Source organism: Luteolibacter sp., from assembly GCF_058122085.1.
Genome location: NZ_JBIKBQ010000120.1, coordinates 1 through 12,113 on the forward strand (window position 1 = coordinate 1; position 12,113 = coordinate 12,113).

At 63.8% G+C, this 12,113-nt stretch carries 13 protein-coding genes; 6 read left to right on the forward strand and 7 right to left on the reverse strand.

Annotated elements, in window-relative coordinates; translation table 11 throughout:
• From AC4DF4_RS15675 to menA, 4 genes are all read left to right on the forward strand, one after another.
• Nucleotides 1-477 (forward strand): acetyl-CoA carboxylase carboxyltransferase subunit beta (locus AC4DF4_RS15675; RefSeq protein WP_490049053.1); only part of this gene is annotated, 477 nt, incomplete at its 5' end.
• 86 nt (nt 478-563) lie between these two features.
• The gene (locus AC4DF4_RS15680; RefSeq protein ID WP_490049054.1) at nt 564-1,787 is read left to right on the forward strand and encodes an acetate kinase; all 1,224 of its coding nucleotides are present in this window, start codon (nt 564-566) and stop codon (nt 1,785-1,787) included.
• The gene (gene pta, locus AC4DF4_RS15685; protein WP_490049055.1) at nt 1,784-3,901 is read left to right on the forward strand and encodes a phosphate acetyltransferase; all 2,118 of its coding nucleotides are present in this window, start codon (nt 1,784-1,786) and stop codon (nt 3,899-3,901) included. The genes AC4DF4_RS15680 and pta overlap by 4 nt, the downstream gene beginning before the upstream one ends.
• 5 nt (nt 3,902-3,906) lie before the next feature.
• The gene (gene menA / locus AC4DF4_RS15690; RefSeq protein ID WP_490049056.1) at nt 3,907-4,848 is read left to right on the forward strand and encodes a 1,4-dihydroxy-2-naphthoate octaprenyltransferase; all 942 of its coding nucleotides are present in this window, start codon (nt 3,907-3,909) and stop codon (nt 4,846-4,848) included.
• A 2-nt stretch (nt 4,849-4,850) separates the two neighbouring features.
• Here menA and argB read toward each other — a convergent pair whose 3' ends face one another.
• The 4 genes from argB to AC4DF4_RS15710 are packed head-to-tail and all read right to left on the reverse strand — an operon-like array spanning nt 4,851 to nt 8,385.
• Nucleotides 4,851-5,720 carry an acetylglutamate kinase gene (gene argB, locus AC4DF4_RS15695; RefSeq protein WP_490049057.1) on the reverse strand — a complete coding sequence of 290 codons (870 nt, stop codon included), beginning with the start codon at nt 5,718-5,720 and terminating at the stop codon, nt 4,851-4,853.
• 10 nt (nt 5,721-5,730) lie between these two features.
• Nucleotides 5,731-7,149 (reverse strand): hypothetical protein, encoded by a 1,419-nt coding sequence (locus AC4DF4_RS15700; protein ID WP_490049058.1) that lies wholly within the window; start codon nt 7,147-7,149, stop codon nt 5,731-5,733.
• Nucleotides 7,146-8,108, reverse strand: coding sequence for a phosphotransferase (locus AC4DF4_RS15705; protein WP_490049059.1), 963 nt, complete (start codon nt 8,106-8,108; stop codon nt 7,146-7,148). Before AC4DF4_RS15705 ends, AC4DF4_RS15700 begins: the two co-directional genes overlap by 4 nt.
• 58 nt (nt 8,109-8,166) lie before the next feature.
• The gene (locus tag AC4DF4_RS15710) at nt 8,167-8,385 is read right to left on the reverse strand and encodes a hypothetical protein (RefSeq protein ID WP_490049060.1); all 219 of its coding nucleotides are present in this window, start codon (nt 8,383-8,385) and stop codon (nt 8,167-8,169) included.
• 283 nt (nt 8,386-8,668) lie between these two features.
• Between AC4DF4_RS15710 and AC4DF4_RS15715 the strand changes: the two genes are divergently transcribed.
• Both AC4DF4_RS15715 and AC4DF4_RS15720 read left to right on the forward strand, forming a co-directional pair.
• Nucleotides 8,669-8,827, forward strand: a complete 159-nt coding sequence (locus tag AC4DF4_RS15715; protein ID WP_490049061.1) for a hypothetical protein — start codon at nt 8,669-8,671, stop codon at nt 8,825-8,827.
• 60 nt (nt 8,828-8,887) lie between these two features.
• Nucleotides 8,888-9,058, forward strand: a complete 171-nt coding sequence (locus AC4DF4_RS15720; protein WP_490049062.1) for a hypothetical protein — start codon at nt 8,888-8,890, stop codon at nt 9,056-9,058.
• 31 nt (nt 9,059-9,089) lie between these two features.
• Here the strand turns inward: AC4DF4_RS15720 and AC4DF4_RS15725 are convergent, their stop codons facing one another.
• The 3 genes from AC4DF4_RS15725 to rfbB are packed head-to-tail and all read right to left on the reverse strand — an operon-like array spanning nt 9,090 to nt 11,991.
• Nucleotides 9,090-10,040, reverse strand: a complete 951-nt coding sequence (locus AC4DF4_RS15725; RefSeq protein ID WP_490049063.1) for an SDR family oxidoreductase — start codon at nt 10,038-10,040, stop codon at nt 9,090-9,092.
• An 18-nt stretch (nt 10,041-10,058) separates the two neighbouring features.
• Nucleotides 10,059-10,931, reverse strand: a complete 873-nt coding sequence (gene rfbA / locus AC4DF4_RS15730; protein WP_490049064.1) for a glucose-1-phosphate thymidylyltransferase RfbA — start codon at nt 10,929-10,931, stop codon at nt 10,059-10,061.
• Nucleotides 10,932-10,938: 7 nt separating this feature from the next.
• Nucleotides 10,939-11,991 carry a dTDP-glucose 4,6-dehydratase gene (rfbB, locus tag AC4DF4_RS15735; RefSeq protein ID WP_490049065.1) on the reverse strand — a complete coding sequence of 351 codons (1,053 nt, stop codon included), beginning with the start codon at nt 11,989-11,991 and terminating at the stop codon, nt 10,939-10,941.
• Nucleotides 11,992-12,113 lie beyond the last annotated feature (122 nt).

The following is a 12,113-nucleotide window of genomic DNA, read 5'->3' on the forward strand; positions in this document are numbered from 1 at the left end:
GCGGTGATGGATTTCAAATTCTTCGCCGGCTCGATGGGCTCGGTGGTCGGCGAGAAAATCACCCGCGCCATCGAGATGGCCATCGCCGAAAAACGCGGCGTCATCATCGTCTCCGCCTCGTCCGGCGCGCGGATGCAGGAAGGCATGCTCTCGCTGATGCAAATGGCCAAAACCTGCGGCGCGCTCGCCCGGCTGTCCGAGGCGAAACTGCCCTACATTTCCCTGCTCACCCACCCGACGACCGGCGGCGTCACCGCTTCCTTCGCGACCATCGGCGACATCAACCTGGCCGAGCCCAAGTGCATGATCGGCTTCGCCGGGCCGCGGGTGGTCAAGGAAACGACCCACCAAAACCTGCCGCCCGGCTTCCAGACTGCCGAGTTCATGCTCGAGCACGGTTTGATCGACGCCATCGTCACGCGCTCCAAACTGCGCGAGCGCCTCGGCACGCTGCTGGCCTACATGATGCCGCAGTAAGTGGGCGATCCTGCCGCCTGAATGGCGGATAATGCGTTGCAAGACCATCGGGAATCTCCATGGTGCTGCGGTATCGTTGACCTGCCATGCTGTCCCATTCGCCCCACTCACCGACCGAGGTGCTCGTCATGAACAGCGGCAGTTCCTCCCTGAAATTCTCGCTCATCGACCACTCGACCGAGGAAGTGCTGGTGCAGGGACTCGCCGAATCCCTCGGCACCCCGGACGCGGTCCTGCATCTTTCACGAGTGGGCAGGGAGAAGGAAATTTACCTGATTCCGAATGCCGGCCACTCCCAGGCGATCGCCACCGTGATCGACCAGATCGACGGCTCGCGGATCGGCGCGGTCGGGCACCGGGTCGTCCACGGCGGCGAGGCGTTTTCCGGGAGCATCCGGATCAATCCCGCCGCCATGGCCGCCATTCGCCACTGCGTGCCGCTCGCGCCGCTCCATAATCCGGCAAACCTGGCGGGAATCGAGGCCGCCATCGAGCGCTTCCCCGCGCTGCCACACGTGGCGGTGTTCGACACGGCGTTCCATCAGACGATGCCCCGCCACGCGTTTCTCTACGCCATCCCTCACGCGTTTTACGAGGAGCACAAGGTCCGCCGCTACGGCTTCCACGGCACCAGCCACCGCTTCGTCTCCGCCGAGGCCGCGCAGCTGCTAGGAAAGGACCCCGCGGACCTCCAGCTCATCACCGCCCACCTTGGCAACGGCTGCAGCGCCTGCGCGGTCAAGGACGGCGCCAGCGTGGACACCACCATGGGCCTGACTCCCTTGGAAGGCCTCGTGATGGGCACCCGCAGCGGCGACGTCGATCCCAACCTCCATCAGTTTCTCGCCGCCGCCCTCGGGAAATCGCTCGATGAAATCACCGCCATCCTCAACCGCGAGAGCGGGCTGCTAGGATTGTCCGGACTCAGCAACGACATGCGCCAGCTCGCCGAAGCCGCCGAACAAGGCCACTCGCGCGCGCGGCTGGCCATCGAGGTTTTTTGTTACCGGCTCGCCAAGGGCCTGCTCGCGCTCACCGCCGGCCTCGACCGCATCGACGCGCTCGTTTTCACCGGTGGCATCGGCGAAAACTCCGCCGCCGTGCGGGAAAAAACCCTGTCCCACCTGCGAATCCTCGGCCCGGTGATCGACGCGGAGTTCAACGCCAACCACGGGCGAAACAACGGCGGCAAGATCACCGGCCCGGACTCCCGCCTCCTCGCTCTCGTCATCCCCACCAACGAGGAACTCGTCATCGCCCGCGAAGCGGCGCGGTTTCTCGACCATTCCACCAACCTGTCTATCCGATGAACCGGCACACTCCCTACACCTTGTTTCTCGCACCCAGCGGCAGCGATGTCGGACTCACCACCGTGACGTTAGGACTGGTCCGCGCCCTGGACCTCCGCGGCGTGCGCGTCGGTTTCTGCAAGCCGATCGGGCAATTGTTCAACCATGACGACGGGCCCGAGCGCTCGACCCATTTCATCCGCACGACCACCCAGCTCACGCCGGCCGAACCGATCCGGCAGGAAGAGGCGGCGCGCCTCATTTCCGCCGGCGAGGAGGAGCAACTGATGGAGCGCGTCGTCGCCCAGTTTCATGAATCCGGCAGCGGGGCGGATGTCGTCGTCGTCGAGGGAATCGTCCACTCGAAAGACTGGCCGAGCGCCGCGAGCATGAACGCGAAACTGGCGCAAACCCTCAGCGCCCATGTCATCCTAACCGGCAAGCTCCATGGCGATTCCGCGGAGGACTTCGCCGATTTCGAGTCGCGCATGGAGCTCTCCATCCGTGAGTTCGGCGGGCTCAAGGGCAGCAACATTCTCGGCTGCATCATCAACCACGCGCCGGCATCCCTCGGCCAGTCGCTGGAGGAAATCCGCACCGCCGTCCTCGCCCGCTGCCCGCTGTTTTCCCGCATCGATTTCCCCATCATCGGCGCCATTCCCGAGAGTTCCGAACTCGCCGCGCCGCGCACCATCGACATCGCCCGCCACCTCGGCGCCACCTTGATCCACGAAGGAGAGATTGCGACCCGGCGGGTCAAGAAATTCACCCTCCTCGCGCGCACCGTGCCTAACATGCTGAGCGCGTTCTCACCGGGAAGCATTCTCATCACTCCGGCCGACCGCGCGGACGTCTTCGTCGCCGTGGCCATGGCGGCGGTGAACAAGACCACCTTTGCCGGCATCATTCTAACCGGCGACACCGACCTCCCGCCGGGCATTCTCGAGCTTTGCCGTCCGGCGCTGGAAACCGGCCTGCCGGTCCTCAAGGTCGAGACCAACAGCTGGCACACCGCCACCAACCTGAGCCGGATGAGCACGGAAGTCCCGGCCGACGACATCGAGCGGGTCGTCCGCTCGATGGACTTCGTCGCCTCCCACATCGACGTGGTCTGGCTGGCGGAGAAATCCGCGGCACCGGTGGAAGCCCGGATGTCGCCCGCCGCCTTCTGCCACCGCATCGTCGAGCTCGCGAAGCAGGCGCACAAGCGCATCGTCCTGCCCGAGGGCAGCGAGCCGCGCACCATCCGCGCCGCCGCGCTCTGCGCCAAGCGCGGCATCGCCCGCTGCGTTTTGCTAGGAAATCGCGAGGAAATCCAGCGCGTCGCCAACGGTCTGGAAGTCCACCTGCCGGACGAGGTCGAAATCATCGACCCCGCGGAGGTCCGGGCGAAATACATCGCGCCCCTCGTCGAGATGCGCCGCCACAAAGGCCTGACCGATCAGGACGCCGCCGACTATCTGGAGGACAACGTCTGGCTCGGCACCGTGATGCTCGCGCTCGGCGAGGTGGACGGCCTGGTCTCCGGCGCCCTCCACACGTCGGCGAACACCATCCGCCCCGCGCTCCAGATCATCAAGACCAAGCCGGGCGCCCGCGTGGTTTCCTCGATCTTTTTCATGTGCCTTCCCGACCAGGTCCTCGTCTATGGCGATTGCGCCGTGAACCCGGATCCGGATGCGGAAATGCTCGCTGACATCGCCATCCAGAGCGCGGAGTCCGCCACCAAGATAGGCATCCCCGCGCGCGTCGCGATGATCAGTTACTCCACCGGCGAGTCCGGCCACGGCGCGGACGTGGACAAAGTCCGCGAAGCCACTCGCATCGCCCACCTGAAGCGGCCGGACATTCTGTTGGATGGCCCGCTGCAATACGACGCCGCCGCCATCGCCGACGTCGCCGCCACCAAGGCGCCTGATAGCCCTCTCGCCGGACGCGCGACCGTCTTCATTTTCCCCGATCTCAACACCGGCAACACCACCTACAAAGCGGTCCAGCGGAGCGCGAACGTCATCAGCATCGGCCCCGTGCTCCAAGGCCTCAACCGCCCGGTCAATGACTTGTCGCGCGGCTCGCTGGTGGAGGACATCGTTTACACCATCGCCATCACCGCCATCCAGGCGCGTGAATCTTGAGGGGCATGAACCTCGGAAATGATGTCGATTCGGCGCGCGGTCCGGGTTTCACTCCGCCCGTGACCGCATCCACCCTCAAAGCCTGCGTCCTCGCGGCGCGTCCGAAGACCCTGCCCGCCGCCATCGTCCCGGTGTGGGCGGGCTGCGTGCTGGCTTGGAAACTCAGCGGCTCTTTTGATTTCCTGCTCGCGCTTTGCACGCTCGGCGGCGCGGTGGCGATCCAGATCGCGACGAATTTTTTCAACGACGCGATCGACGCCCGCAAAGGCGCGGACACCGAGCGCAGGCTCGGCCCGACGCGGGTCACGGCCTCGGGGATGATGCAGCCGCGGACGGTGATGCGGCTCGCGACGCTGTTTCTCGGCATCGCGGTGCTTTGCGGCATGGTGCTCTATCAGTCCCGCGGCTGGCCCATCATCGCCATAGGGATTCCCTCGCTGTTTCTCGCTTACGGCTACACCGGCGGACCGTTTCCGCTGGCCTACCGCGGGATGGGCGAGCTGTTCGTGATCGGCTTCTTCGGGCTGGTGGCGGTGACCGGCACGGTGTTCATCCAGACGGGCGAATGGCCGCGCGAGGCGCTGCTGCTAGGACTGCAAGTCGGCATGCTTTCCTCGGTCCTCATTTCCATCAATAACCTGCGCGACCGGGAGGAGGACGCGACCACCGGCAAGCGCACGCTGGCCGTCCGCTTCGGGCCGAAAATCGCGGTGGCGGTGATCTGGCTGGAAGTGAAAATCGCGGTGTTCGCCGGTCTCGGCTGGATCGCCTTCGGCCACCCGTCGCTGGCGATCGCCGGAGCTCCGGTATTTCTCATCGGTCTGCGGATCATCTGGGGCGTGCTGACATTTCCGCCAGGCCCGGCCTTCAACCGCCTGCTCGCGCTCGGCGGCGTGCAGCTGATTTTCTTCGCCGCCGCGTTTCACATCGCGGCGCGGATCGGTTAGCATCAGCGCACGACTTCGGTGCCGATGCCGCCGTCGGTGAAAATCTCCAACAGCAGCGCGTGAGGCAGGCGGCCATCGACGAAGTGAACCTTGCGGACCCCGGCGTTGAGGGCGTCCACGGCACTGCGGATTTTCGGGATCATGCCGCCGGAAATCGTGCCGTCCGCGATCATCGCGTCGGCCTCCTTGCGGGTGACGGACTTGATCAGCGAGGACGGGTCCTTGGGATCGGACAGCAGGCCGGGGACGTCCGATAGATAGACCAGTTTCGCGACGCGCAGTTCCTTCGCCAACGCGGCGGCGGCGAGGTCGGCGTTGATGTTGAGCGGCTTGCCGGTGGCCAGCTCGGCGGCGAGCGGCGAAATCACCGGCACGATTCCGGCGTTGTGTGCGGCGTCCATGTGCGCGAGTTGGCAGCCCACGACTTCGCCCACGCGGCCGATATCGACGCGGTTTCCCGCAGCATCGGTGCCTTTGATTTTCTCGCCGAGGAAAACATCGTTGCCCGGAATGCCCACGGCCTTGCCGCCGAAATCGCGGATCATGCGGACCAGGCCGGGATTGATCTCCTCCGACAAAACGCGGGCGACGATGTCGATCGCCTCATCCGTGGTGACTCGGAAACCGCCGACGAATTTCGCCTCAAGCCCGGCGGCTTCCATCGCCGCGGAGATCGCCTTGCCGCCGCCGTGGACGACGATCGGATTGATGCCGGCGACTTCGAGGAAAACGATGTCGCGCATGACGCGGGCGACCAGATCCGGGTCCTCCATCGCGGAGCCGCCCATTTTGATGAGGAACGTCTTGCCGCGGAAGGCTTGCAGATAGGGCAGGGCTTCGATGAGGGTGTTGGCTTTTTCGATCGGGTCCATGGCGGTTAGGTTAAGATTTCGAGGGTGGCTTCTTGGTGCGAACGGCCTTCTTGGCCGGAACCTTTTTAGCGTGAACTTTCTTGGCGGCGGCCTTTTTGGCAGGTGCTTTGGGTTTGGCAACTTTCGGGACGGGCGCCAGCAGAATTTTGATTTCGGGAACCGGCTTTGGAGCCATTTCACGGATCACTCGTGTAGCGACGAGCGCAGCCAAAATCGCCGCGAGCACCGCCATGCCCGGCAGCCAGACGGACGCCATGCCAAGCGCGGCCCATTGCACGGATAGACAGACGCCCGCGACCACCAGAAAGCCAAGCCGCCGCGTAAAATCCGCCGCCCGACAAAGCAGTGTTAGAACGACGACGAACACCGCCAGAAATTCGAGCTCCCAGACCGGAGCCAGCCGCGGATATTCGCGGACCTCGGCGAGTCCTTCGTCGGAGGCGATGGCGGCGATGACGCCGGATAGATTCCGCGAGAAGGCCCGCGTCGCGGGTTCCGCGGCGCTGCGGTCGTCTCGCAGGATCACCGGGTCCGGTGCTTGTTTCGGGAACAACTCGTCGCCGCCATCGATCAAGGCTTCGGCGGAAATTTCGGCGAGGCCGCGGATCGGTTTGAGCGGCACGGCGAGGCGGCCGTAATCGTCGATCGGAATGGTCGGCCCGGCCGGGCTGAGTTTGAGGTACTCGCCGAGCCGCACTTCCACGCCGTCGGTCGGGAGATCAAGCCGCTGCAGCACGGTAAGCAGCGGAAAGCCGAAAACCAGGCGGTCCTCCCAGCGCGCCAGCAGCGGGGGAAAGCGATCCGCCGCTTCGGCTTCGAGCACGGAAAATCCCGCCAGCGAGTTTTGTCCGCCGAGGATCAAACCGGGGATTGGGACCCGGTTGACCACCGGCAGCGACGAGGTGTCTCCCCGCACGGCCGACAGCGGGATCGATGCGCGGCGGAACGCCCGCGGCATTGCCGAGGCGACCGCGCCGCGGGACAGCGGCGCGGCCATCACCAGCGAATCGAAGCGCGACAGCGATTTCTCCAAGGCGGCGAGTCCGATCGGGTCCGGCGTTTCCCACGCCAGCACCGCTGCCGTTGCCGCCTTTTTTGCGCCCAGCCGGTGGAAATTCGTGAAGATCACCGCGAGGTCGATGGGCGCGGGCGGCGAGGATTGGAAAAAGCCCTCCGGATCGTCTTCCAGCGCGACGATCACCGGAGCGTTGCGGCGGTCTAACTTCGATTCCGAAGAGAACGCCCGCAGCTTCCATGGATCGGCACGAGTCCCCTGCCCCGAAACGAACAGCGGCGGATTGACGAAGCTGCTAGCCACCGTCGCGAATGCCGCGCGGTCCCATCCCGTGCCTGGCGCCACGATCCAAACCACCAGCGCCGCCGCCGAAATTAGCAGCAGCCGCAGCCGGCGATGGAGCGAGCTGGTCACTTTTCGGATTGGCGGATCGCCTTGAGAACCGGCGCGAGCGGGGCCTCCAACGGCGTGCCCGCGGTCACCTCGCCGAGCAGGCGCGCGGCCGTCGCGATGTGCGGACGATACCACTCGTCGCCCCGGTTTTTCACGATGTTGCCATAAGCTCCGAGCGCCTGCATCAAGCGCTGCGCCGCGCATTCGTGGAACAGGGTTTCCAGCGGCCGCTCATCGGCGATTTCCTCCCAGAGCTTGAGAAGCTGCTCCCGTTCCTCGGCAGAGTGGTCCATGTAGGGATCGAAAATCAGCGACGCGAGATCGTATTCCTGGCGTCCGCGGCGGAGGCCTTGGAAGTCGATGAGCCAGACCTGGTCGTCCTTGATCATCAGATTTTGCGACTGGAAATCCCGGTGCACCAGGTGCCGCGCGACCGTGCCGAGGCGCTGCGAGAGGTCGATGAACGCATCGTTCTTCCGCAGTCCGCCGGCATCCAGCCCGAGGAAATCCTCGACCATGTGCTCGAAAAAATACTCCTGCTCCCAGCGGTAGAGCGTCGCGTCGAACGGCGGCATCAGGTGGAAATCCTTCGGCGGTTTCGCGTAAAACAGCTTGTCCACCTGCTCGAACGCCGAGCGGTAATACGGCAGCCGCTCCGCAAACGGCCGGTCCTTCAGCGACAGCAAATCCACGTCGCCCAGATCCTCGACCAGCGCGACGCGATACCTCGCCCGATCATGGATGATCGCCGGCACGCGCAATTTCGCCTGTTTCAGGAACTGCGCGACCGGGATGAACTGGGCGTTATCCTCGCGCTCCTCGGTCCAATGCACGCCAATGAACGGCTCGTGGCCCGGCGTTTTCACCCGCACGATCGTGCGGCCCGAGGCGCCGCGTTTGATCGGCTCGAGCGTGATGCGCACGGTCGGGTCCACCCCGAGGAACTGGCGGACGGTGGAAAGGATCGCTTCGGTTGGCATGGGCGGGGGAAACTAGCGGGAAAAACCGCCCGTCTGCCAAGGGAAATCCGGCGCCATCTCACTCGTGATGGTAAAACCACAGCAGCACCATCAGCCCCACGCCGATCCCCCACAGCGCCCAGTTGTTGGTAATCAGGTATGGATAAACCATCAACGCCACCCCGATCGCTCGCGGCTGCCACAAGTCCAGCCGTTTCCCGTATCGAAACGCGCCCCAGCCGATCGTCCCGAAAACGAAGCCCGCGAGGAGGTTGTAGGGATCGAGGCTGAAATTCATTTGCGCGGGAAAATAAACGATCCGGTGTGATTACCCAGCGGAAATTTCCCGCGAAATGTGAGGTGGGCGGGCACTCTTCCCACCGCATTCATCCCCAACTTCCCTCGGTTCCGTTCAAGCCCCGAACCATTTCCCTCGATCAAAGCACCTTGCAGGTCCCATCCAAAGTCCGCAGCACCCCACCCAAAAGCCCGTCGAAAGCGCCAGCCCGGACTAACAGTCGCCCAAATCAAACAATCAGGCAGCGCGGGAGGATGCGGAGTTAAGATCGTGGCTGGAGTGGTTGGCGGAGTCCTCGAACGAGCGGAGATGGTCGATGGGCCGCTGGTATCTCGGGCACTTGGAGAACGGTTGCGGGCTGATGGAGCTGCGGTCGCTCTATGAACACCTTCAGGCGAGGATCTTGGAAATGATCGAAGCCGCGCAAGCCACGCTCACCTAGCAGCTTTCCAGCGAGGAGACGGACAACAACCCCGGCAAACACCGCGAGGTCACCGAAGCCGTGGACAAGCTCGCGAAATCGCTGGAAGTCAGCTACACCCGCTGGGGCGCGCTCTCCGAGGAAATCGAGGTTTCCGCACCAAGCACGGCATCGGAGCGTGAGAACAATGATGTCCCGGCTGTCTCAGCCGGGCGAAAATCCGTCTCCGCCTTGAGCGCCCCGTGGGCGTAAATCGAAAAACACGAGGCGGCGGCTTGAGCTGTTATTTCGCGGCCGTCCAGTTTTCCAGGGAGCTTTGGAGCGCCTCGTCCACCGTGCGGATCTGGATGCCGGCTGCGTTGAGTTTGCTTATGTCCATGATGCAGTTGGAGCGCGGGGCGAGGGCGCCGGTGGCGTAGAAGTCCGCGTCGCTCTCCCAGAAAGTGAATTCGCGGTCGGGCTTGAGGATGGATTGGATCATCTCGAGAACCTGGGGGGTGGAGATGTAACCCGGATTGGTGATGTTGTAGGTGCCGAAGGGGATTCGCTGAAGCCAGCTGTCCAGGCAGGCGTTCACATAGTCGGCGCGGTGGGAGAGGGAGTTGAAGTTGTTATAAACCTTGGGGTAGCGCAGGATTTTGGAGAGGTAGTTGCGCGCGTTGTCGATGCCGTCGAAGGGGATACGGAGGCGCCAGATGTAGTTCTGGCCGACGTCATGGATGGCTTCTTCGCCGAGCGCCTTGGTGCCGCTGTAGAAGCTGCACGGGAGATCCCGGAAGGTGAAATTGGGCGTCATCGTCTCGTCGAAGCCGCGGATCTTTTCCGGCGAGCTCGCGGCGACGGCGCGGAACTCCGGCCGGGTCATGTCTTTTTCGACTACCCAGCCGTCGCCGTAGTCCACGAGGCAACCGACAAAAACACAGCCGGAGGAAACGTGGCCAAAAGGAATGTCGAGGGCGGCGCAGGCGTGGGCCAGCGTCTGGGGAAAGAGCGTGTTGCCTTGCAGGGTGTCGGCCTTCGCGGCCTCGCAGGCGTCCACGTTAGGCTTGCCGGTGTAGCCGGCGGCGTTGATGATGAACGCGGGTTGGGTCTCCTTGAGAAAATGATAGAGAGGCCCGAAGCGGGTGTAGTCCACCTGGGCGCGGGAAAGGCTGCGGAAGGTTTCGCCGCGCCGTTGCAACTCGCGTGCAAAGGCCTCGCCGATGTAGCCGCTGGCTCCGAGAAGTAGGATCATGGTAGTGGGGGGAATGAGTTAGCTGGCGCGGCCGACTTGCTCGACGACGCCTTGCAGGTAGGACCGGTATTCGCAGCGGGGCATGGCGTTTGCGATTTCCTCGAATTGGGAAATGCTCAAGAAGCCGCGGCGGTAGGCGGCTTCCTCCGGGCAGCCGACCTTGATTCCGGTGCGCTTTTCAATGGTCTGGACGTAGGCGCTGGCGTCATGCAGCGAGGTGCTGGTCCCGGCGTCCAGCCATGCCATGCCGCGGTGGAGTTTTTCGACGCGGAGGGTGCCGCGAGTGAGATACTCCATGTTGACGGCGGTGATTTCCAACTCGCCGCGGGCGGAGGGCCTGAGATTTTTGGCGATGGAGACCACGTCGTTGTCATGGATATAGAGTCCCGGGACCGCGTAGTTGCTTTTGGGGGTTGCGGGTTTTTCCTCGATGGAAACGGCTTTGCCGGAGCCGTCGAACTCGACCACCCCGTAGCGTTCCGGATCCAGCACTTGGTAACCGAAAATGGTCGCGCCGCGCTCGAAGTGGCCGAAAGCGGAGGCAAAGTCGGCGCCGTGGAAGATGTTGTCTCCGAGGATCAGGGCCACGGCGTCATTTCCGATGAAGGACTCCGCGATGAGAAACGCCTGCGCGATGCCTTCGGGCCTGGCCTGCTCGCGGTATTCGATGGAGATTCCCATGCGCGAGCCGTCGCCGAGAAGTTGCCGGAAGCGCGGCAGGTCGTGGGGCGTGGAGACGAGGCAGATTTCCCGGATGCCGCCTTCGATCAAGGTGGTCAGCGGGTGATAGATCATCGGCTTGTCGTAGACCGGCTGCAGCTGCTTGCTCGCCACGAGGGTGAGCGGATAGAGCCGGGAGCCGGCGCCGCCTGCGAGAATGATGCCTTTCATGGGATTACTATGAGTCCAAGCCGATGCGTTGGAGTTGGTATGAGCCGTCGAGGATGTGTTGCCACCAGTCCTGGTTTTCGAGGTACCACTGGATGGTTTTGCGGAAGCCGGTTTGGAAGGTTTCGCGGGGTTCCCAGCCGAGTTCGGTGCGGATCTTGGTGGGATCGATGGCGTAGCGGAGGTCGTGGCCGGGGCGGTCCGTGACAAAGGTGATGAGCGAGGCGTAGGGCTGCGGGCCGGGCCGGAGCTCGTCGAGCAGGGCGCAGATGTGGCGGACCAGGTCGAGGTTGGTTTGCTCGTTGTTGCCGCCGATGTTGTAGGTTTCTCCGGGCGCGCCATTTTCCAAGACGGTTCGGAGGGCGGTGCAATGGTCGCCGACGTAGAGCCAGTCCCGGATGTTTTCGCCTTTTCCGTAAACCGGGATCGGCTCGCCGCGGAGGCACTTGAGGATGACGACGGGAATGAGTTTCTCGGGAAATTGATAGGGGCCATAGTTGTTCGAGCAGTTCGTGACGAGCACGGGGAGGCCGTAGGTGTCGCACCAGGCGCGGGCGAGGTGGTCCGAGGAGGCCTTGCTGGCGGAATACGGGGAGTGCGGCGAATAGGGCGTGGTTTCCGAAAATCCAGGATCGTTCGCACCGAGCGAGCCGTAAACCTCATCGGTGGAGACGTGGAGGAAGCGGAAGGTTTCCTGTTGGGCGGGCGGGAGTCCGCGATAGTGGGCGAGGGCGGCCTGCAGCAGGTGATAAGTGCCGAGGATGTTGGTGTGGATAAAGTCGCCGGGACCATCGATGGAGCGATCCACATGGCTTTCCGCGGCGAGGTGCATCACGGCGTCCGGGCGGTGCTTGGCAAAGAGTCCGGTGAGCGCGACTGGATCGCAGAGGTCGGCCTGGAGGAAGGTGTGGCGTGGATTTTCCAAATAGCCTTCCAGCGACGAGAGGTTTCCCGCGTAGGTGAGCTTGTCGAGGTTGACGACCTCGTGGGCGGTTTCATCAAGGATTTGCCTCACAAGGTTGGAACCAATGAAGCCAGCGCCGCCGGTGATCAGGATGTTCATGAAATGGTGGGAGAGATGGAGCGGGAAGCCAGCGGGCTTCATCCGCGCGCATGACAGCTTAATCTGCATTCCGCGGGATCATGCTGTCAAGGTCGCGGGGCGCTCGTCATTACAAACGACCC